At 60.1% G+C, this 18,338-nt stretch carries 19 protein-coding genes; 13 read left to right on the top strand and 6 right to left on the bottom strand.

The window, feature by feature from the left end:
• Positions 1-133: 133 nt before the first annotated feature.
• From FHT28_RS13525 to FHT28_RS13540, 4 genes are all read right to left on the bottom strand, one after another.
• Positions 134-1,459, bottom strand: a complete 1,326-nt coding sequence (locus FHT28_RS13525) for a glucoamylase family protein (RefSeq protein WP_037196084.1) — start codon at positions 1,457-1,459, stop codon at positions 134-136.
• Positions 1,460-1,686: 227 nt separating this feature from the next.
• Complete coding sequence (locus tag FHT28_RS13530) at positions 1,687-2,286, bottom strand: TetR/AcrR family transcriptional regulator (RefSeq protein ID WP_168596501.1); 600 nt, start codon at positions 2,284-2,286, stop codon at positions 1,687-1,689.
• 1 nt (position 2,287) lies between these two features.
• The gene (locus tag FHT28_RS13535) at positions 2,288-2,752 is read right to left on the bottom strand and encodes a nuclear transport factor 2 family protein (RefSeq protein WP_037196087.1); all 465 of its coding nucleotides are present in this window, start codon (positions 2,750-2,752) and stop codon (positions 2,288-2,290) included.
• Between the two features lie 87 nt (positions 2,753-2,839).
• Complete coding sequence (locus FHT28_RS13540; RefSeq protein ID WP_092573149.1) at positions 2,840-3,703, bottom strand: DMT family transporter; 864 nt, start codon at positions 3,701-3,703, stop codon at positions 2,840-2,842.
• A gap of 108 nt (positions 3,704-3,811) precedes the next feature.
• On the opposite strand from FHT28_RS13540, the gene FHT28_RS13545 reads away from it, so the two are divergent.
• Positions 3,812-5,266 carry a PLP-dependent aminotransferase family protein gene (locus FHT28_RS13545; protein ID WP_168596502.1) on the top strand — a complete coding sequence of 485 codons (1,455 nt, stop codon included), beginning with the start codon at positions 3,812-3,814 and terminating at the stop codon, positions 5,264-5,266.
• A gap of 62 nt (positions 5,267-5,328) precedes the next feature.
• Here FHT28_RS13545 and FHT28_RS13550 read toward each other — a convergent pair whose 3' ends face one another.
• The gene (locus FHT28_RS13550; protein ID WP_037196204.1) at positions 5,329-5,757 is read right to left on the bottom strand and encodes a VOC family protein; all 429 of its coding nucleotides are present in this window, start codon (positions 5,755-5,757) and stop codon (positions 5,329-5,331) included.
• 105 nt (positions 5,758-5,862) lie between these two features.
• Here FHT28_RS13550 and FHT28_RS13555 point away from each other — a divergent pair, with 105 nt between their 5' ends.
• The 12 genes from FHT28_RS13555 (at position 5,863) to FHT28_RS13610 (ending at position 17,028) form a co-directional block, all read left to right on the top strand.
• Positions 5,863-6,729, top strand: coding sequence for a LysR family transcriptional regulator (locus FHT28_RS13555; RefSeq protein WP_047553789.1), 867 nt, complete (start codon positions 5,863-5,865; stop codon positions 6,727-6,729).
• Positions 6,730-6,893: 164 nt separating this feature from the next.
• The gene (locus tag FHT28_RS13560; RefSeq protein ID WP_037196206.1) at positions 6,894-7,550 is read left to right on the top strand and encodes a response regulator transcription factor; all 657 of its coding nucleotides are present in this window, start codon (positions 6,894-6,896) and stop codon (positions 7,548-7,550) included.
• Positions 7,547-8,923: a HAMP domain-containing sensor histidine kinase gene (locus tag FHT28_RS13565; protein WP_037196093.1), complete on the top strand. Its 1,377-nt coding sequence runs from the start codon at positions 7,547-7,549 to the stop codon at positions 8,921-8,923. The genes FHT28_RS13560 and FHT28_RS13565 overlap by 4 nt, the downstream gene beginning before the upstream one ends.
• A gap of 103 nt (positions 8,924-9,026) precedes the next feature.
• Positions 9,027-9,710 carry an MtnX-like HAD-IB family phosphatase gene (locus FHT28_RS13570; RefSeq protein WP_047553786.1) on the top strand — a complete coding sequence of 228 codons (684 nt, stop codon included), beginning with the start codon at positions 9,027-9,029 and terminating at the stop codon, positions 9,708-9,710.
• A 20-nt stretch (positions 9,711-9,730) separates the two neighbouring features.
• Positions 9,731-11,152 (top strand): aminotransferase class III-fold pyridoxal phosphate-dependent enzyme, encoded by a 1,422-nt coding sequence (locus tag FHT28_RS13575; protein ID WP_037196099.1) that lies wholly within the window; start codon positions 9,731-9,733, stop codon positions 11,150-11,152.
• A 4-nt stretch (positions 11,153-11,156) separates the two neighbouring features.
• Positions 11,157-12,110 carry an arginase family protein gene (locus FHT28_RS13580; RefSeq protein ID WP_047553783.1) on the top strand — a complete coding sequence of 318 codons (954 nt, stop codon included), beginning with the start codon at positions 11,157-11,159 and terminating at the stop codon, positions 12,108-12,110.
• On the top strand, positions 12,107-12,460 hold the full coding sequence (locus FHT28_RS13585) for a permease (protein ID WP_168596503.1): 354 nt from the start codon (positions 12,107-12,109) through the stop codon (positions 12,458-12,460). Before FHT28_RS13580 ends, FHT28_RS13585 begins: the two co-directional genes overlap by 4 nt.
• Positions 12,457-13,329, top strand: a complete 873-nt coding sequence (locus FHT28_RS13590; protein ID WP_047553779.1) for a fatty acid desaturase — start codon at positions 12,457-12,459, stop codon at positions 13,327-13,329. The genes FHT28_RS13585 and FHT28_RS13590 overlap by 4 nt, the downstream gene beginning before the upstream one ends.
• Complete coding sequence (locus FHT28_RS13595) at positions 13,319-14,134, top strand: alpha/beta fold hydrolase (protein ID WP_037196105.1); 816 nt, start codon at positions 13,319-13,321, stop codon at positions 14,132-14,134. The genes FHT28_RS13590 and FHT28_RS13595 overlap by 11 nt, the downstream gene beginning before the upstream one ends.
• Positions 14,115-15,263, top strand: coding sequence for a GNAT family N-acetyltransferase (locus tag FHT28_RS13600; protein WP_168596504.1), 1,149 nt, complete (start codon positions 14,115-14,117; stop codon positions 15,261-15,263). The genes FHT28_RS13595 and FHT28_RS13600 overlap by 20 nt, the downstream gene beginning before the upstream one ends.
• A complete protein-coding gene (locus FHT28_RS13605) occupies positions 15,263-15,688 on the top strand; it encodes an EamA family transporter (RefSeq protein WP_210255740.1) in 426 nt (141 codons plus the stop codon). The genes FHT28_RS13600 and FHT28_RS13605 overlap by 1 nt, the downstream gene beginning before the upstream one ends.
• Positions 15,688-17,028, top strand: coding sequence for a cyclopropane-fatty-acyl-phospholipid synthase family protein (locus tag FHT28_RS13610; protein ID WP_051963419.1), 1,341 nt, complete (start codon positions 15,688-15,690; stop codon positions 17,026-17,028). The genes FHT28_RS13605 and FHT28_RS13610 overlap by 1 nt, the downstream gene beginning before the upstream one ends.
• Here the strand turns inward: FHT28_RS13610 and FHT28_RS13615 are convergent.
• The gene (locus FHT28_RS13615; RefSeq protein WP_047554380.1) at positions 16,969-17,718 is read right to left on the bottom strand and encodes a MipA/OmpV family protein; all 750 of its coding nucleotides are present in this window, start codon (positions 17,716-17,718) and stop codon (positions 16,969-16,971) included. The two genes, FHT28_RS13610 and FHT28_RS13615, sit on opposite strands and share 60 nt — an antisense overlap.
• Positions 17,719-18,338: the final 620 nt, after the last annotated feature.

An 18,338-nucleotide genomic window follows, 5' to 3' on the forward strand; every position in this document is an offset into this window, starting at 1 on the left:
ATGCGTTTCGGCCGCGCTCTTACGCTAAGATGAATTGGTGCAAGGAGGCAGCTCCTTCTCCCCGAGGGGAGAAGGATTGCGCAGCAACGTTGCCATGTCGACGAGGATACCTGATGGCTACCGGCGATCAAAATCAGGCGATCGCGGGCGTCGCCTGTTTCTCGTCGAGCCAGCCGCCGGTGAAGCCCGCTCGTTCCAGGCCGTGGCGAAGGATCGGCGATTGGCGCATGAGGTTCCAGATCAAGCCGGTGCGGGCGTTTTCGATCATCATAACCAGCAGGCCCTGGTCGATGGCGACCGAGCGGTCGTCCACCCAGCCTTCCGGGCCTGGGCCTTTGACGCTCGGATTGAAGCCGCCGGGAAAGCGGCCGTCGAGCAGCAGGCTGGGATAGGTCGAAAGCAGCGCCTTCGTCCCGTCGAGCGCGGCCTGACGGTCGAAAGGCAGGCAGGACAGCGGCCCCCAAGGAGCGATCGTGCCGTCGTCGGGGCCGAGTGGCGCACCGCGGGCGGCATAGCCGAAAACTCTCTGGCCGTGTCGCCGGCTATGTTTCGTTCCGGTCGGGTTGGGGCCATCGCAGGCCGAAAGCCCCCAGATATCCTTCGCATAGCCGAGGAAATGGCCGGGATTGCGGTCCGTATAGTCGCGCTGAACGGCGATTGCCGTCTGCGTGTTGCGAAAATAGTCGATGTCCTTGTCGGCCACGTGCTTGTCGCGGATGTCGCGAAAATCGATCCAGGCATGGGAGAACAAATGGATGAACAGCGGCCCTGCATAAAGGAAAGGCGTATCCTTGAACATCATCCAGGTGTAGGTCGAGGCGAAGGCGTCGTAGCTCGAGGACGGGATCGGATGCGTGGGCGAGGCGAGCGCCATGACATAGAGGAAGATCGCCTCGTCATAGCCCTGGTAGCGCCAGCGCAGGAAACCGCTTGCCGGTTTCCAGCCCATGCTGATCGTCGGTCCCTTGTTGAGGGCCCAACGCCAATCGCAGCGCTCGTAGAGAAAGGTCGCCTGTTTGCGGATGTCCTGTTCGGTCTGGCTGGGGCCATCGAAGTAGGCGGCGGCCGTCAATACGCCGAGCAGCATCAAGCCGGTGTCGATCGTCGAAAGCTCGCTGTTCCAGGCGCGCTTGCCGGTCTCCATGTAGAGGAAGTGGTAGTAGAAGCCGCGATGGCCAGTGGCGCCGCGTTCGGTGCCCTGCTGGCTGTCGGCGAAGAAATCGAGCGTGGTCAGCACCCGTGTCGCTGCCTCGGCGCGGTCGATCCAGCCGCGCTCGACGGCGACCGGATAGCTCGACAGCGCAAAACCGACGGCGGCAATGCTGCAGTGGCTTGTCTTGATTGACGTATCGGCCACCAGCCCATTTTCCGGATTGGTGTGAAGCATGAAATAATCGAACGCGGAACGTTGCAATCGATCGATCAGCGCGTTGTCGGTGTCGTTTACCTGCTGCAGCATCTTCTACCCATCTCCTGGATGCTCCCATTCCCTGCTGATGAGCACAGGAGCTCGGATAGTTGCAAATCAAACATGATTAACGCTGCCACGCTTTTATGGAGGATTATTTAAGATCAGCGCTTTGGCGCGCAACTCATCGTTAATATTGATGGCGGAAGGCACCGTTTCTCGGACATCGCGCAATAAGATGTGACCCCCCTGCGTCAGGGTCAAGGCGCTGTCGCCTATCAAGTGATTCGCGACGCGGGGCTTTTTATTCGACTGCCGCTCCCAGCCGCTCCCAGCCGCTCCTTCAGCCGCGCCAAGGTGCGGCCGAAAATCGCATCATCCCCAAGCGCCCTTGCCAGCGTCAACGCACCCTGGATGCCGACCACTGCTTCCTCGGCAAGCACTCTTGCTTCCGCAGCAGCCAGGCCGGCTCTCGTCAAGGCGCCGGCGAGTGCTTCGATCCAGCGCAGGAAATAGTTCTGAATGGCGCTCGGGAAGCGATCGCGCGTTTCGTCCAGCGCGAAGGCTCCGATGAGGCAGACACGGCGGCCGGAGCGGAAATAGGTGTCCGTCGTCTCCCACATACCGAGGATGGCGGCGCGAGGGTCATCCTCTTCGAGCGGCCTGAACACTTCCGTGACGAACCAGGCATCGATATGGGCCATGATCTCGGCCGCCATCTGTTCCTTACCTCCGGGAAAGAAATGATAGAGGCTGCCCTTCGAGAGTTTGGTGCGCGCCGTGATGCTGCTCATCGACGCGCCCTCGTAGCCGAGCTCGCGAAAGACCTCGGCCACAAGGGCAACGGCATCGGGCTTTTCGAAGACGGTGCGCGTCATTTCAAAGGCCGAGATCCGACAGGCCGGGGTGATCGTCGGGGCGCCGGCCGAGCGGCCAGTGGAACTTCCGCTCGTTTTCCTTGATCGGCATGTCGTTGATGGAGGCAAAGCGGCGCTGCATCAGCCCGTCGGCATCGAATTCCCAATTCTCGTTGCCGTAGGAGCGGAACCAGTGACCGCTGTCGTCGTGCCATTCATAGGCGAAGCGGACGGCGATGCGGTTGCCCTCGAAGGTCCAGAGTTCCTTGATCAGCCGATAATCCAACTCCCTTGCCCATTTGCGCGTGAGGAACTCGACAATCTCCTTGCGGCCGCGCGGGAATTCGGCGCGGTTCCGCCATTGGCTGTCTTCCGTATAGACCTTGGAGACGCGCTCGGGATCGCGGCTGTTCCAGCCGTCTTCTGCCATGCGGACTTTGGCGATCGCGGTCTCGCGGGTGAAGGGTGGGACAAGCGGGGTCGGCATGATGTGCTCCTTCTAAACCGATTGGTATTTTATAGACCGATCAGTTTAGAAGATCAAGCCGGCACACGGCCGTCTGATACGAGCGCCTCAGCGCGCGAATTTCCGGGCGCCGGCGACGCAGGCGACGACAGCGATCGTTACAACGAGCATGGACCAGCTGACGCTTTCCTTGAGCAATGCCGCCGCAAGCGCGAAGCCGAAGAATGGCTGCAGGAACTGCAACTGGCCGACGGCTGCGATGCCGCCTTGCGCCAGTCCGCGATACCAGAAGACGAAGCCGATCAGCATGCTGAACAACGAAACATAGGCGAGGCCGATCCAGGCCGGGCCGCCGATGCCGTCGATAGTATGCGGCATGGTGGCGATGCAGAGCGCGACGGTGACCGGCAGGGACAGAACCAGAGCCCAGCAGATGACCTGCCAGCCGCCGAGCCGGCGCGACAGCACGGCACCTTCGGCGTAACCGAGTCCGCAGACGAGAATGGCTGCGAGCATCAGCAGATCGCCGACCGGCGAGGCCGATACGCCCTGCGTAAGGGCATAGCCGCTGACGAGGGCGCTGCCGATGGCGGAGAATATCCAAAAAGCCGGCCGTGGTCGTTCGCCGCCGCGCAGCACGCCGAAGATGGCGGTCGCAAGCGGCAGCAACCCGATGAAGACGATCGAATGGGCCGATGTGACATGCTTGAGCGCCAGCGCCGTCAGCAGGGGAAAACCGACGACGCAGCCGAGCGCGACGATCGCCAGTGACCCGATATCACTGCGGGCGGGGCGTTTTTCCCGAAAGGCAAGCAGCAGGCATAGGCCCAATAGGCCGGCGATGACTGCGCGGGCGACGGTCAGGAACACCGGATCGAAGTCCATGACGGCCACCCGCGTCGCCGGCAGCGATCCGCTGAAGATCACCACCCCTATCAGCCCGTAGATCCATCCTATCGTTGCCTTGTCCATTGCGCATGCTCCTTCTTGATGCCAGCGGTATCGGCGAAGCCGACTGGCTATTCCAGAGACAGTGCAGTACAATTTAAGGGAACTGTTATGGTATGAGGTGCAGTACGGATGGACGATGCATTGGCTGTGAGCGCGGTCGGCGGCACGCGTATCGAAGCCGTGATGGCTGCGATTTCCGATCGAATAGCCACCCGTAGCCTGATGCCCGGCGCACGGCTTCCCTCCGTTCGCAGCCTCGCCAAGATCATGCAGGTATCGGTCTCCACCGTGGTCGAGGCCTATGAGCGTCTTGCCGCCGAGGGGATGATCCGTTCGCGGCCGGGCTCAGGATTCTATGTGTGCGGCCCCCTGCCGCCGCTTTCATTGTCTGAGGCCGGCGCAAGATCGGACCGCAACGTCGATCCGTTGTGGATTTCGCGGCAATCGCTTGAGATGGGTGACGATGTCTTGAAGCCCGGCTGCGGCTGGCTTCCCGCATCCTGGTTGCCGCAGGCGGCGCTGCGCCGTGCGATGAGGACGCTGGCGCGCGGAGACCTCGAAACGCTCGCCAATTACGGCACGCCGCTCGGCTTGCCGCCGCTGCGGCAGCTGCTCGCCAGGCGGCTGGGCGAGCACGGCATCACCGTGCCTCCGGACCAGATCATGCTGACCGAATCCGGCACGCAGGCGATCGATCTTCTCTGCCGTTTCCTGCTGGAGCCCGGCGACACCGTGCTGGTGGACGATCCCTGTTATTTCAATTTCCATGCGCTGCTGCGTGCGCACCGGGCCAATGTCGTCGCCGTGCCCTTCACGCCGACGGGGCCGGATGTCGAGCTGTTCGGCCAGGCGCTCGAACGGCACAAGCCCCGGCTCTACATCACCAACTCCGCCATCCATAATCCGACGGGTGCCGTGCTGTCGCCCGTGACGGCGCATCGCCTGCTGAAGCTGGCGGATGCGTCCGGCCTGGTTATCATCGAGGACGATATCTTTTCCGATTTCGAGAATGTCCCGGCACCGCGGCTTGCCGCTTATGACGGGCTCGAGCGGGTGATCCATATCGGCAGCTTTTCGAAGACGCTCTCGGCCTCGGTGCGGTGCGGCTTCGTCGCCGCGCGGCCGGATTGGATCGACGGACTCGTCGATCTCAAGGTTGCCAGCAGCTTCAGTTGCGGACAATTATCGGCGGAGCTCGTCTATCTGGCGCTGAAGGACGGCAGCTATCGCAAGCATGTCGAGGCGCTGCGCGTCCGGCTTGCCAAGGCCATGAGCGAGGTGACGGCGCGGCTGGAGGCTATCGGCATCACGCCCTGGCTCAAGCCGCAGGCGGGCATGCTCCTCTGGTGCCGGCTGCCGGAGGGCCAGGATGCGGCCGATGTCGCCCGCGCCTGCCTGGCCGAAGGCGTCATCCTTGCTCCCGGCAATGCCTTCAGCGTGGCGGACAATGCCGGCAGCTTCATGCGGTTCAATGTCGCGCAGTCGACCGATGGCAGGATCTTCGACGTGCTGGAAGCATCCATGCGGAGGCTGAGCACGGATCGTCCGACTGTCGGCGGAGCTCGCGGTTCTTCGAGGACGTAGGAAAACCCTGCGATATGAGCGTTCCGCCATTCATGGGCGCTCACATCGCGGGGCTTAATGCCTTACTTGGCAAACAGGCTGTTGATGTCGGCGAAGGCCTTCATCTCGATGGCGTTTCCGCTTGGATCCTTGAAGAACATGGTCGCCTGTTCTCCAGGCTCGCCCCGGAAGCGGATATAGGGCTTGATGACGAAGTCTATGTTGGCCTTGGTCAGCTTCTCGGCCGCCGCCTCCCATTCCTCCATCGACAGAACGACGCCGAAATGGCGCACGGGAACGCCGTGACCATCGACGGCATTCGCCGCCACTTCGCCCGTTTCTCCCGGAGCCAGGTGGGCGACGACCTGATGGCCATAGAAATTGAAATCGATCCAGTCGGGGGAGCTCCGACCTTCGGGGCAGCCAAGAAGGCCGCCATAGAACGTGCGGGCCGCCGCAAGATCGTTGACGGGAAATGCGAGATGGAAAGGGTGAAGAGGTGCTGCACTCATGATCGTCTCCAGATGTGCGAACTCGATGCAGTGATCAATAAGGTACATTATTTCCTATGAAAAATTGTATATTATAAGGCTGAGTCATAGGAAAAATTATGCATCATGATACCCGAACTGAAAACGCTTGTTGCTGTCGCCCGCTTCGGGACATTTGCGGCCGCTGGTGATCGGATCGGACTGACGCAGGCGGCCGTCAGCGGTCAAATGAAGCGTCTCGAGGAAAGACTCGGCGTCCAATTATTCGAGCGAACCGGCCGTTCCGCCACATTGAATGCCGCGGGCTTGCGAACGCTGGAACGCGCCAAGGGCATCATAGCGATGTTCGAGCGCATCGCCGATCCGGCCGATGAGGTTTCGGGCGGCCAACTGCGCATCGGCGCCATTGCCTCTGTTCAATCGACGGTGCTTGCGCGTGCGCTCGTGCCGTTCCGCCAGCGGTTTGCGAACCATCATGTTCATATCGTTCCGGGTGTCTCCCTTCATTTGCTCGATCTGCTCGATGCCGGCGAGCTTGATCTGGCGGTACTCATCGAGCCTCCCTTCGGCATACCCAAGGATCTTGTGTGGCAGCCCCTGCTGCGGGAGCCCTATGTGCTGGCGGTTCCCGAGCGGGTGGAGGGCGATGATTGGCAGACATTGCTGCGGGAGCAGCCATTCATCCGCTATGACCGCAGCTCGTTCGGCGGCAGGCAGGTTGATCGGTTCCTGCGGTCCCATGCGATAGCGCCCAACGAATCCGTGGAGATCGATGACATAGCCGCGTTGCTGGCTCTGGTCGGGCAAGGGCTCGGGGTGGCGCTTCTACCGATCGTCGATGGCGGCCCGCCCCTTATGCCGTCCGTGCGTGCGGTGTCGCTCGCTGCGTCGACATTCTATCGCGAGATCGGGATATTGCGGTCGCGCGACGGCAACCCCGCGAGCGCGTACCTTGCCGATTGCCTGATCGGGTGCGGCTCTGAGGTTGCCTGACGGGGCGATTTCATCCTTCCGAACCGGCGGCGCAACCTTCGGGAGGGTGATGCACTCCCTCGGCTCTTGCCAAGCGGAAATGATCCGTCATAGCTTTGCCACAAGGTCGCTCCAATTGCGGCTCACATCGGCTATGAAATTTTCTCGGCTACATGGGGTCGATCGTGCGCGTTCTGCTTGTTGAAGACGACAATATCCTCGGCTCATCGCTGAAGAAGGCCCTGGAAAAACATGCCTACGGCGTCGACTGGATGCGGGACGGCGAATCCGGCCTCGAGGCAGCCGAGCATTCCCATTTTGCGGCGATCGTTCTCGATATCAATCTGCCGCAGCTGAGCGGTATGGAAGTTCTGCGGCGGATCCGGCAGCGTGGCAACGCGGTGCCCGTGCTGCTGTTGACGGCGCTCGATTCCGTGCGTCAGAAGGTCGAGGGGCTCGATGAGGGCGCCGACGACTATCTGGTCAAGCCGTTCGATCTCGACGAGTTGCTCGCCCGCCTGCGCGCGCTCATCCGCCGGCGCGACGGCCGCACCGAGAGCGTCATTCGATGCGGCGATGTGGAGGTCGATCCTTCCGCCATGGTCGCTCGAAAGGGAAGCGCGCAGGTGCATACCACGGCCAAGGAGTTCCATCTGCTGAAGCTGCTCATGGAGCGTAGCGGCCGCTATGTGACGAAGAACGATATCGAGTACGCGCTTTATGACGCCGAAAACACCGTCGAGAGCAATACGATCGAAGTCACCATCTACAATCTGCGCAAGAAGCTCGGCACCGACTTCATCAAGTCGATCCGCGGTGTCGGCTACATGATCGAGCGATGAACAACTCAACGCTTACCCGCAAGCTGTTTCTCCGGATCGCCCCGGTCGTCGTGGTGACGATCGTGGTGATTGCCGCTTTTGCGTTCAACAGCGCGACTCGGGAGATCAACAATATCTATGATGCCCAGCTTATCGATGACGCGAACGTGATCTGGAGCCTGCTGCGCCGACCCCTGGAAAAGGCGCCGGACCGCGCGGCAAAGCAGATCGACGACATTGATTTCAACATGGACAATCAGCTGGCCTTCAACGAGGACGCCGACGATTATGCCGAGGCGCATATGTTTCGCGCCTGGGTCGACGGCAATATTCGCTTCTACAGCAGCACGGCCTTCCCTTCCGACGTACCGCAACAGAAAGTTGGGTTTACGACCCTGACATATGGCGGTGAGGACTGGCGCGTGTATTCGCTGCCAATCCCGAACACGAGCATCGTGATCGAGCTTGGCGAGAAGATCGCGCTTCGCGAAACGCTCGTCTCCAACATACTCCTTAATCTCTTCTTCCCGCTGCTGATGCTCGTGCCGGTCATCGGCTTCCTTATCTGGCTCGGCATCAACAGCGGCCTGCGAACGATTCATGGGCTGGTGCGGCAAATCCGCACCCGATCGCCCGAGGATCTCTCAGCCATTCCTGTCGAAAGCTTGCCGCGAGATCTCCTGCCGCTCGGCCGCTCGATCAACCAGCTGCTGGAGAAGCTCGGCCAGTCGCTGACGCTCGAGCGGCGCTTTTCCGATCTTGCCGCGCATCAGCTGCGCACGCCCCAGGCCAGCGTGAAACTGTTGCTGCAGATGCTTGGAAACAGCGACAGCGAGCATGAACGGCAGGCGATCGTCGCCGACCTCGTTGCCAGCAACAACCGCGCCATTCATCTGATTGAGCAGCTGCTGCGGCTGGCAAGGGTCAGTCACCATCCCCTCAATCCGACGTCGGTGACGCTCTATCATCTGGTGGCGTCGGTACTTGCCGAATTCGGCAATATCATCACCAGCCGCGAGCTCGACGTGGTGCTGCAGGGAGACGAAGCACTGCAGGTCCAGACCGACGAATCGCTGATCCGCATGATGGTCAGCAACCTCCTGGACAATGCCATCAAATACACGCCCGTCGGAGGGGAGATCAAGGTTTCGATCACGTCGGAAGACGGTTTCGGCCGGATTTCGATCAGTGACAGCGGGCCGGGTATTCCGCCCCAGGAAAGGGAGGCGGTGTTCCAGCGCTTCTATCGGCTCAATACGCTTCACACGGAAGGCGCAGGCCTCGGTCTCGCCATCGTCGCGGATACGGCAGATCGGCTCTCGGCGACGGTCGAGCTTTCAACGCCGCGTTGGAGCAAGGGTCTCCAAGTCGACCTCAGATTGCTCGCAAGTTAAAAATCAACTTCCTGTCTGTTTTCATTTTCGCATCATTTTCAGCTCATGCCTGGCTCATCCGCGGTTGTTAGACGCAACTAGGGATATGGTGAAAGGGTATTTCATGCAGGTGTTTTGCGATTTTGATGGAACCATATCCATCGAAGACGCGACGGATATGGTGTTGTCCCGTTTCGCCGGTTCCGAGTGGGAAGACATAGAGCGGCTCTGGAAGCAGGGGCAGATCGGTTCCGGCGAGTGCATGCGCCGGCAGATCGCTCTCATTCAGGCAAGCAGGGCGGAGCTCGATCAGTTTCTCGACACGGTGTCGATCGATCCGGGTTTCGAAAGCTTCCTGTCCTATTGCCGCCGCGATGAATTGCCCGTGACCGTCGTCAGCGATGGCGTCGACTATTTCATCCGCCGCATTCTGGCGCGTCATGGCATCGAAGGTCTGCCGATCGTTGCCAACGTGCTCACCTGCAGCTTCGGCCAAGGCGCTGAGTCCTATTCGCTGTTCCCGCCGTTTACGGCAACGGGCTGCGTGTCCGGGTCGGGCGTCTGCAAATGCCGCGTTGTCGATAGCGCCGATCTGCAGGTCTACATCGGCGATGGGCGAAGCGATTTTTGCGTTTCCGACAAGGTGGACCTCGTTTTCGCGAAGGCCAAGCTTGCCGACTACTGTGACGAAAACGGCATTCCCTATGTCGCTTTCGAGGACTTTTCCGATCTGCTTCCGAAAATGGAAGCCGTTCTTCCAAGCGTCGTACGGCGCCCCCGTGTGCTGCCGCATTTCAAGACAGCATGAATCTGACTGAGAGGCATTGAATGAAAACGAATGTAGCCGAAGCCTTCAGTGGCGACACGCAAGCGCCCGTCCGTTCCGAGGAGGAGTTGCGTGTCCTCGAAGAGACCTACTGCTCGCACGGCGACACGGTCCACTACACGGACAAGCCCAAATTCTTTGAAGAATGCGAAGGCTCCTTTGTCTACGACCGCACAGGAACACCGTTTCTGGATCTGCAGATGTGGTATTCCGCCGTCAATTTCGGCTATCGCAACGAGCGCCTGAACAACGCTGCGCATCGTCAGCTCGATCGGCTGCCGCAGGTCGCATCGCAATATCTGCATCGTGAAAAGGTGGAGCTTGCGGCGATGATCGCCCAGGATGCCGAACTCAAGTTCGGGCACAAGGGGCGCGTTCACTTCAACGTCGGCGGTTCGCAGGCCGTCGAGGATTCGCTGAAGCTGGTGCGCAATTACACCGGCGGCAAGAGCCTGATGTTCGCCTTCGAGGGCGGCTATCACGGCCGCACTCTCGGCGCTTCGGCGATCACCTCGAGCTATCGCTATCGCCGCCGCTACGGTCATTTCGGAGATCGGGCGCAGTTCGTCGAGTTTCCCTATCACTTCCGCGGCCCGAAGGGCATGTCGAAGGAAGAATACGGGCACTACTGCGTCCAGAAGTTCGCCCGTCTGTTCGAGAGCGAATATAACGGCGTCTGGGATCCGAAGGCGGGCAAATCGGAGTATGCCGCGTTCTATATCGAGCCGATCCAGGGTACGGGCGGCTACGTCATTCCGCCGATGAACTTCTTCGTCGAGCTGAAGAAGGTGCTGGACGAACACGGCATCCTGCTCGTCGTCGACGAAATCCAGATGGGCGTCTACCGCACCGGCAAGCTCTGGTCGATCGAGCATTTCGGTGTCTCGCCCGATATCCTGGTTTTCGGCAAGGCCATCACCAACGGGCTCAATCCGCTTTCCGGCGTATGGGCAAGGGAGGAAATGATCAATCCGACCATCTTCCCGCCTGGCTCGACGCATTCGACATTCGCCAGCAACCCGATGGGGACCGCCGTGGCACTCGAAACGATGAAGATGTTGGAGGAAGAGGATTTCGGCGCGGCCATCATGGCGAAGGGCGCCTATTTCCTCGACGGGCTGAAACAATTGCAGAAGCGCCATGCCATCGTCGGCGAAGTCGACGGGCTGGGCCTGGCCCTGCGGATGGAAATCTGCAAGGACGACAGCTACACGCCCGACAAGGCCACGATGGACTGGCTCTGCGATGAAGGCATGAAGGGCGACCTGCAGGTCGGCGCGAAGATGTACGGCCTGGTGCTTGACGTCGGCGGCTACCACAAGAACGTCATCACCTTCGCGCCCAATCTGCTGATCACCCGCGAAGAGATCGATCTGGCTCTTGCCCTGCTCGATCAGCTTCTAACGCGCGCCGCCCGGAGATAAGACGGTGCAACTCCTGCTTCTTCATCTCGATGATGCGTTGGAGTTGCAGCCGGATTTCGTGCGCGCCTGCAAGTTTGCGGGCGCGTACCAATATTTCGACAAGGATACGGGCCGAGAGATTCGGCTATGGGGCAAGCAGAAAGCTCTTGCGGAACTCGGCCGCAAAATCGTCAAGAATACGCCGGCGCCGGCCAAGGATCCGCAGCTCTGCTTCATGGGATCCGGCGATTTCCATCACATCACGGCGATGCTGCTAGCCGGCGCGTTGGAGCGGAAATCCGGCGCGGCGACGTTGATCCATTTCGACAATCATCCGGATTGGGTTACCTTCGACGGCGGCATGCATTGCGGCTCCTGGGTCAATACCGCACTTGCCAATCCCGGTATCCAGAAGGTCATCACGATAGGCGTCTGCAGCCACGATCTTCGCAGCCCGGAACGCAAAGGGGCGAACCTGCACTGGCTCGGCGAAGGCAAGCTCGAGCTCTATCCCTACGAACATCCGCCGAGCCGCGTGCTTGCCGATTATGGCAGCGGCGCCAGCTATCGGCAGGAAAAGGGTGCGCTGCACTGGAAATCGATCTCGGAGATCGGCGAGGAAAATTTCATCGACCGCATGCTCAGCCGTATTCGCACCGAGGCTGTCTATGTTACCATCGACAAGGATGTCCTTGCCGCCGACGATGCCGTCACGAACTGGGATCAGGGCCGCATGCGGCTGCCCTATCTGCTGGCACTGATCAGCGAAATCGGCAGCCGTCATCGCATCATCGGCGCGGATGTCATCGGTGACTATTCCGCTCCGAGCTATGCCGGCAGCCTCAGGACCCAGCTGATGAAGCGCGCCGAGATCTTCATCGATCAGCCGCGCGTCCGGCAGGGAGCTGAAACGACCAGAAACATCAACAGCGCGGCCAATCACGCGCTGCTGGAAGTGCTGGCGGAGTACATGCAATGAGTGGCATCCTGACCCTTCCCATGCTTGGGCTCATACTCTTCTGCGTGCTGGCGGAGACGGCCCGCGAGGTTTGCTTCAAGCAATCGGCCAGCGAGCATACGCTGCTTTCGGCAATGGCGAAGCCGGTTACCTGGCTCGGTATCGTGTTCTGGGCCGTGGAGCTTTTTGCATGGACGGCCGTTCTGGAGCAGGTTCCGCTCACCATCGCCTTTCCCCTTATGGCGTTGAGCTATGTCGTCATCGTGTTCGCCGGTGCCGTGATCTTCAAAGAAAACATCAACCTACGCCATGCAACGGGCGTGTTCTTCGTGACCGCCGGCGTGGCCTGTGTGGGAGTTACCGGACTATGAAAATTTTCGCGCACACCAGATGGGATGTGGCGCCGGTTCTGGCCGCCGTCGCGCATCTTGCTTTCGATGTCTATCTGATCGTCGGCTTCGAAAGCCGTCCCCTGTGGCTCTCGGCGGTTCTCGGCTGCCTGTATGCCGTATCGATCTCCTGGAACATCAACAGCATATCCCACAATTTCATCCACACGCCCTATTTCAAGCCGCGCTGGATGAACTACGCCTTCAGCCTGCTGGAGTCGGTCGCGATCGGCTTTTCGCAGACCTATTATCACTGGGTGCATATGCGCCATCATTCCGGCAACAGCGACAGGCCGGACGAAAAGGGCGATACCATCGATCTCTTGTCGATCTATCGCCACGGTCGTAACGGACAGCCCGAGAATGTGTGGTCCTACACATTTATGAGCTTCTTCCGCGACAGTCTCGGCGATATTCATAAGGCTATCTCCCGCAACCGCCCGTTCGATGCGGCCTGGGGTCGGTTCGAGCTCTTTTTCTTCCTCGGCCTTGCAGCCGTCGCGCTCCTCTATGACTGGAAAGCGGTGCTGTTCTTCGTGCCGTTCTATTATCTCGGCAATTGCCTGTCGTCCCTGAACGGCTACTACGAACATCTGAACGGCGATCCGGACGAGCCGATCGCCTGGGGCGTTTCCAGTCACAAGTCGTTCTACAACTGGCTGTGGTTCGGCAACGGCTATCATGCCGAACATCATTACCGGCCGCGCACCCACTGGACGAAACTGCCGACACTGCACGAGCAGATCAAGGAAGAGCAGGAAAAAGCCGGTACGCATGTCATCAGCACCTGCCACGCCCTCGGCTTCATGGCCAAGGAGAACCGGCAGTCGGAGCTCTCTCATGAAAGCTGATGAGTTGAGCTTCTTCATGGAGGGCTCAAATGGAAAAGGCGTGCTTCTTGTACACGGACTGACGGGCGCACCGGCGGAAATGAAGCTGATCGCCCGCCAACTCAATCGCAAGGGTTACAGCATCTATGCACCGTTGCTGGCCGGCCACGGCGTCGATGCCGGCACGCTGCGGCGCACCCGCTGGGAAGATTGGCTCGATAGCGTCGTCGAAGCCTCGGCGTTGCTCGCCACGCGAACGCAGGAGGTTTTTGCCGCCGGCATCTGCGTCGGCGGAAAGCTGGCGCTGCTGGCCGCCGAACAGCAGCCGAAGGCGATCGACGCGGTGGCTATCTACTCACCCTGCTTTCACTATGACGGCTGGGATGTTCCCTTCTACTATCCGTTATTGTCGTCGCAGATAGGCTGGCTGTCCCGTATTCCTTTCCTCGATCGCCTGAGCTTCAAGGAGACGGCCTCCCTCGGGATCAAGGACCAGCGGATGCGCCGGCTGATCGAGGGCATGGCAGGCGAGGGTATTCTCGAGAAATTCCCCGGCAAGGGGCTGGTCGAGATGCATCGGCTGGGCAAGACCCTCCGCGGCATGCTGCCGAATATCCAGACGCCGACGCTGATCCTGCACGCCGAGGACGACGACCTCAGCAGTCCGAAACACGCACGCTACATCTCCGATCACATCGGCGGCCCGCATGAGCTGAAATGGATCAAGGACAGCTATCACATGATCCATGTGGACCGACAGCATCGCCAGGTGGCCGATTTCACTGCGGATTTCTTCGAGGCGCGCCATGTCGCAGCCGCTGCTTAAGACCGTGCCCAAACCGACGGGCAATCCGGTGGCCCAGGTTCACTTCAGCATCCGTGCGATCGGCCGCGATGCCTGGAACGCCTGTTTTCAGGGCCAGGTCGAGGATTACGATTGCCTGCTTGCCATCGAGGAAGCCGGCATCGAGGGCTTCGAATGGCGCTATATCACCGTCGTCGAAGATGGGCGGATGAGCGCCGCCATGCCGGCTTTTCTTTGCCTCTATGCCTTGGACACGACGCTGGAAGAGGGCTTCCTGCGTAGGTCCGTGCGGCGCGTGCAGCGCCATTTCCCGAATTTTCTGAAGCTGCGCCTCGGCTGCCTGGGGTCACCCTGCACCGAGACGGGCGCGATCGGCTTTCACCCCGACGTGCCGGACGAGCGCCGTGCCGTGCTGTTTGCGGAGATGCTGTCTTTCTTCGAGCAGTTTGCCGTCACGGAAGATTGCGCGCTCGTCGGTCTAAAGGATATTCCGGAACAGGTTTCCGCCGAGCTTGGCGATCCGCTTTCCGCACATGGCTATGCCTCGATCGGCGCTTTGCCGACGGCGTGGCTCGACATCGATTTCAAGACGATCGACGACTATCTCGCCAAGCTTTCCTCCGGCACCCGCAAGGACATGCGGCGCAAGCTGAAGTCCTTCGAACAGGTCAGGGTCGAGATCAGGACGGATTTCGGTGCGTTCCTGCCCGAGGTGATGACGCTCTATCACGACACGCGAAACCGCAGCGACTGGCAGTTCGAAGAGCTCACCCCAGAATATTTCGAGGGAATTCTCACCCGCATGGGCGGCCGTTCCTACTGCGCCTTCTACTTCGTCGAGGACCGGCTGCTCGCCGCCAATCTGATCGTGCATGACGAGCATGTCGCCATCGACAAGTTCTTCTGCATGGATGGCGAAAAGGGGCGGCCGTACAATCTCTATTTCCTGAGCTGGTTCACCAACCTGCGCTATTGCCTGGATCATGGCATAAGCCGCTATCAAAGCGGTCAGGCCTATTATGAAAACAAGATCAGGCTTGGCAGCAAGCTGACGTCCAACGCCATGTTCTTTCGCCATCGCAATCCCGTCCTTCAGAGACTGCTGCGGCTGGTGTCGCCGCTGTTCTCGACAGATGAGGCGGGTGCGTGATGCCGATGCGTTTTTCCTGGCTTGCCGTGCCGGTGCTCAACACGCTGTTCCAGTTCTTCATCAAGCATGGGGCGGAACAATTGGGCGATGGCGGCGCGGAGGCATGGTTGTGGCAGGCGCTTTCCTCCTACTGGATATTGGCGGCGATCGCCGTCGAGATAGCCTGCTTCTTCATCTGGATGAATGTTCTTTCCGAGCTCGATCTCAGCCGGGCCTTTCCGCTTTCTGGTATCAGCTACGTGCTGATCATCGCGACCGGCTGGTTCGTCTTCGGCGAACGGATCGTTGCCCTGCAGTTGATCGGCAGCGGCTTGATCCTGACGGGCGTCTGGCTGATCGCAAGCGCCAACGTGGAAGCCGAGGATCACGGCGACTGGAACGCGAAGCACGACGCACCGCGCACCGTTGCCGGCAAGGATAGATGATGTCCAACCCGCAAGCTGAAAATCGCCCGAGGGGCAAGGGTTATGCCGTTTTCTCCAGCCTTGTGGACTGGTGCCTGAAACGCGCTCTTTCGTCCATCGTCACGCGCGGCGCGCTGACCGTGACGACCGCAAGCGGTCGTGTCTTCACATTCGGCGATGGCACCGGCGAGCCGGTGCGTGTCCGTTTCACCGATGACCGGGCGCAATGGGCTCTTCTGATCGATGCCGATAAGAGGCTTGGCGAACTCTACATGGACGGCCGTTTCATCGTCGAGCAGGGCTCCCTCTACGACTTCGTCGCCATGATGCTGCGGGAGGCGCAGAACAGCACCCACCCGCTGATCGCGCGCGTCATCGATCATGCCCGAACCAAGCTGCGGATTTTCCGTCATCGCAATCTTCCGGGTCGTTCAAGGGCCAATGTCGCGCATCATTACGATCTCGATGGCCGGCTTTATGAGCTCTTCCTCGACCCCGACCGGCAATATTCCTGCGCCTATTTCGAACATGCCGACCAGTCTCTGGAAGAGGCGCAGATCGCCAAGAAAAGGCATCTGGCCGCCAAGCTCGTGATCGAGCCCGATAACAGCATTCTCGATATCGGCTGCGGCTGGGGCGGCCTCGCGCTGCACCTGGCCGAACATGCGCCTGGAGGTTACGTTCTTGGTGTCACGCTGTCCGAAGAGCAGCACGCCTACGCCTCCAAGCGCGTGGCCGACAAGGCCGGTGGAACGCCGGCGGAAGTTCAATTCGCGCTCAGAGACTATCGCAGCCTGACCGGCCGCTTCGACAGGATCGTCTCGGTCGGCATGTTCGAGCATGTCGGTCTCGCCTCCTACCGCACGTTCTTCCGCAAGTGCGCCGAACTGCTCGAGGATGACGGCATCATGGTGCTTCACACCATCGGCTGCTCGGCGACGCCCGGCTTCACCACGCCATGGCTCGACAAATACATCTTCCCCGGCGGCTATATTCCCGCACTTTCTGAGATCGTGCCGGAAATCGAGGCGGCGGGGCTTGCGATCACCGATGTCGAGGTGTTGCGGCTGCATTATGCGAAGACGCTCGAAAGCTGGCGGGCTCGTTTCATGGCGCGCTGGCCCGAGGCCGCGCAGCTCTATGACGAGCGCTTCTGCCGCATGTGGGAATATTATCTTTCGACGGCGGAGGCTGCCTTCCGCTATGAGGATCTTGTGGTCTTCCAGATCCAGATAGCCAAGCGCAACGACGTCATTCCGCTTACGCGAAACTACATCGCCGATCATGAAGCGCGCAGCGCCTCAAAAATTGACGTTGAAGGTTCTGTTGAGGGTAAAGCCGATAATATTCTGATCGGGTGAGCCGAACTTCGAGGTGATCGGGCTGTCGGCAGCATCGCCCACCAGACGGTTATATTTCTCGTAGACCTGCACGCTCCACTCGGGTGAGATCGTATAGGTCGCAGCCACCGTGAAACCGACAGATTTCACGCCGGCACCGGCGTCGAAGGCGCTGACATGACCGTTCCTCGCGGCTTGACCCGCCGAGATGCCAAAGTTGCTGCGCATGTAGATGGAGTTTGCCAGCGATAGGCGAGGCCCGGCGGACAGGAGCCATTTGTCGCCGACGGGCTGAAACCAATCGAGCGCGAGATCACCGACCAGGCCATCGCCGCCCCAAAGGGACTGGCGCACTTCCGTCCGAAACCGAAGCTGATTTTGCATCAGCCAATATTGTGCGAAGCCGCCGGCATCGAAATTCCAGCGCACCCTGCGCTGGCTCCGCAGCTGCAAATTGTTGAGGTCAAAACGGTCATCCCTCAAGCCGACCACAGGCCCGATTTCGAGGCCGTGGAAGTCGAAGAGAGTATAGTCGAAATTATCGTCCGGAGCGCTGTATTCCGTGGCCTCGCCGAGGCGATGGAAATCGAAAGAGGGCAAGGCGCCGAAGGTGTAATGCTTCGATCCTTCGTAGCTCGGACCATACTCCACGGTAGCGCCGAGCGTCACGACCCAAGTGCTTGATGAAGGCTTTGCGGCATCCTCGGCCATGGATGATGCGGGAAACGCGCCGATGGCTGATGTCATCAGCACCCCCAATCCGGCCATCGCCAGCAACCGGGCGGAGAAAGATGTCCCAACACTTAACACTCTGACTACACCCGATCCCTGATCGCCCTTGCGGGACTATTATCACAGCTCAACGCTCCGAAAATAGCAAAAATTTTTTCGGCAATCATTGTGCCTGGATGACGGCCGAAACGTTTTGCATCGTTTGTGGAAGATGGGTCGCGGCGCTCATGAGGCTTCATTGCTTGCCACCGGGAATCTCGATCCTTGGCCGCGAACCGGTCTTGGCGCTGTTGTCGTGTTCTCTTGCGGGCAATCGAGATGCACCTCGTCATGAACGAATAAATCCCCTGTTACCGTCGGCGATTGTAGAGCGCGCGGACGAGAATAGAGGCGCAACATGTCATGAACCTGAAACGCCCTGGCGCCAAACGTGGCGTGATTGTTTTTTCCCCGCGGTTGGAACCTGCCGATTTTATCCCTAGATAGCCATCGTCCCGTCTCGGAAAGAACTCCGGTCCGGACGTTTTCAGGACGACCGGCTTTCGGTGCGTCACGGTTGTGCAAGCCGAGGCTTTTCGATTGGTGCGGAGCTTGGGCCG

The organism is Rhizobium sp. SG570 (assembly GCF_012275345.1).
Classification (GTDB): Bacteria; Pseudomonadota; Alphaproteobacteria; order Rhizobiales; family Rhizobiaceae; genus Rhizobium; species Rhizobium lusitanum.